At 40.8% G+C, this 2,620-nt stretch carries 3 protein-coding genes and 1 pseudogene; all 4 read right to left on the bottom strand.

Features of this window, described 5'->3' with window-relative positions:
* Positions 1-257, bottom strand: a pseudogene (locus tag IQR33_RS26385) (GGDEF domain-containing protein); the annotation flags it as partial.
* Positions 257-1,186: a phosphate/phosphite/phosphonate ABC transporter substrate-binding protein gene (locus IQR33_RS26380; protein WP_193837413.1), complete on the bottom strand. Its 930-nt coding sequence runs from the start codon at positions 1,184-1,186 to the stop codon at positions 257-259. The pseudogene IQR33_RS26385 and the gene IQR33_RS26380, both read right to left, overlap by 1 nt.
* Before the next feature lie 267 nt (positions 1,187-1,453).
* Positions 1,454-2,179, bottom strand: coding sequence for a type IV pilus biogenesis/stability protein PilW (pilW, locus tag IQR33_RS26375; protein ID WP_017820928.1), 726 nt, complete (start codon positions 2,177-2,179; stop codon positions 1,454-1,456).
* Positions 2,180-2,358: 179 nt separating this feature from the next.
* Positions 2,359-2,620: homoserine O-acetyltransferase/O-succinyltransferase family protein (locus IQR33_RS26370; protein WP_193844195.1), on the bottom strand; the 262-nt coding region annotated here is incomplete at its 5' end.

The following is a 2,620-nucleotide window of genomic DNA, read 5'->3' as shown; positions in this document are numbered from 1 at the left end:
TCATACGCTTGACTGATATTGTCTGTATAGAGTGGATCAAAAAGCTGTTTTGATAATAGCTCTGCATAAACCAACCCTTTTTGCTTAACGTAAGATTCGGTTTTTTCTTGAGAGTTGTTCGTGATTTGTTGAGTTAAGCTATTTGAATACGCATCGTAACCGTGCATGTATAACGCAAGATTTATCACCACAACAAACAAGACAACGAACATTGTCGAGCAAATGTATTTGGTTTCGAGTGAGAGCTTTTGAAACATCAATCCACCTTCGGTAACAAGTGAACTGACTTGCGCACTGTACTTAAGGAGGCTCGCATTTCTGGAGTAAGCGCGCTAAATTTTTTGGTGTTCTGAAACTTTTTAAGTGCGAGAGAGCCTTCGTGAGTTGTATCCATATCAAGCAGTATTGACGTGATTTTACGCTGTTGCTCTAGGCTCATGCTTGGAGAAGCGAGAATTAAATCCCTGGGTATTTCAACAGAACGAGAAAAAATCGCTAGTTTGTCTTTCATGTTCTCTGGCAAATCTTTGGGATTGTTCCAGTTGAAGTTACTGAATGCTCCTGCTGCAACTCTCTGTTTATATACCCATACAGATAGGTTGATTTCATTTGACTGAGCGAGTTGCTCATCAAGGAATAAATAACCAATACTGTCTTTGGCCGGTTTGTCATCAGGAGAGGGAAGGTATTGCAGTTTTTCTCCGTGGTTCAGCAATGTAATCGCAGGTAGGTAATAGCTGCTGGTAGACGTGCGCTTTTCGAAAACAAGCGTTTTTCCTCGCAGGTCAGAAAATGACTCAATGCCACTCTCTTTATTAGTAAAGAACACCGTATGATATTTTTGCAGGCCTTTTTTCCATCGTATAGCAAGGACTTGGCTATTAGACTGCTTTTCTAAGGTCATCGCATTAAAGGGGGTCGCCGTTGCAATTTGAACGGTGCCATTTTCAAGCGCAACCGCGAGCTGACGATAATTTTTAAATACCTTTACCGCCCCTTTTGCGTAACCATATTCAGCCATACTTTCAGTTACATACTGAGTAAGGGGCGTCGCTTTTTTGATTTTGCTTTGGGCTTTATTGGACACAATGCCAAATGTGAATGTTTTCTCAATATTTTCTTGTGCACTGACGACAAAAGGTGAACTCAGCAAAGTGAGTAATAACAGAGTGCAGGCAGGTTTCATCCGGCTTCAACTTCCTTCTGGTGCATGTCAGTAATATTTAGTATTTATCAATGTGCCGAAATCAATCTTAAAAACAGTATGATGTACAAATTTCGTTGTGTGCGCACTTTTTATAATGTGACTTGGTCACTTATTCCGTTCAAATAGTACCGAATTTGACGTTTATGTACAGGATGAATGTATCACCGTGAGTCTGAATTCACTGGATTCTTGGTCAAGCGCTGTATTGGCTGTGAGCTAATGCGCCTTATGTATCGCTATTTTGTACTAAGAAAATTTTTCCAATTGTTTTTGATACTTTTTCTCGAGAGCTTCATTGCCTGCTGCACGTTCAAGTTGAATCATGAGTTGCAAAGAGGGCTTCTTCACGCCATACATTTGATTGAATCTCATTAATCGAATTCTAGCTTCAGTATAATCACCGCTATCAATTTCTATTTTAGCGAGTTGCAAAATCGATTTTGGTCTATGAGGGTCATGATCGATAGCTCTAGTAAAGTAGTATCTCGCTTTGTCTTTATCTTGTGATTTTAGCGCACAAAAAGCTGCATTCTCATAGCTTGCTGGAATAAGGTAGTAATAAGGCTGCTCAATGGCTCGATTAAACATCTGATCGGCTTTTTCGAAGTCACCTCGCTTGCAAAGAAAAGTACCGTAGTTATTGAGCACATTTCCGTTTTTAGTGTGTTGGCGTAGAGAGCGTTTATACATCTGTTCGGCTTTAATATCTTCACCAACCGTTTCGTAGTAGTGAGCCATAGATAATTGCGCGCGATAGTATTGAGGTGCGTGGTTTAAGGCTTGTTGTAAGTTATCATGCGCGCGAATCATGTTACCGCCGTCTAAATAACCTAAGCCAAGTGCGATACGTGATTCTGCCATTGCCACAGGATCTGCTTTAACGACAGGGCTTCCATCTTCTTTCACCGTCACGCAACCCACGAGTGCAAACTGAGACAATAATATTAGTGCACCGAGCTTTGCTGTTTTCATTCTTTATCCCTACATCCCTGAATCTTTCTGCATGATATGAATTACTTAGCAAAAGCCTATTGAGGAAAAAACACTATGCGATCAGGTTTGCAAACTGTTATGAAAAAGCCGCCATATGGCGGCTTGGTTCACATATTACATTTCGGTAATGATGAGTGCTTTGTTTGCTTATTTTGAAGCTAATCGTCTTTAGTGAAAGCATCTTCACTGAAGTGATCGAGGTCGTACGGTGTTTGCTGATAAACACAGTAGTTCAGCCAGTTTAAAAAGAGGAGGTGTCCATGGCTTCTCCAGCTTGCAATTGGTGGGTTATCTGGGTTGTTGTTTGGGTAATAGTTGACAGGAATAGCGGGCTCCATACCTTCGCTTAAATCTCGGGTATATTCATTATGTAAGGTGTGAGAATCATACTCAGGGTGTCCTGTGACAAAGACATTGCGT

The organism is Vibrio sp. OPT46 (assembly GCF_015163535.1).
Taxonomy (GTDB): Bacteria; Pseudomonadota; Gammaproteobacteria; order Enterobacterales; family Vibrionaceae; genus Vibrio; species Vibrio alginolyticus.
The sequence above is the reverse complement of the archived record's forward strand: the minus strand, read 5'-3'. Positions and strand labels throughout refer to the sequence as shown.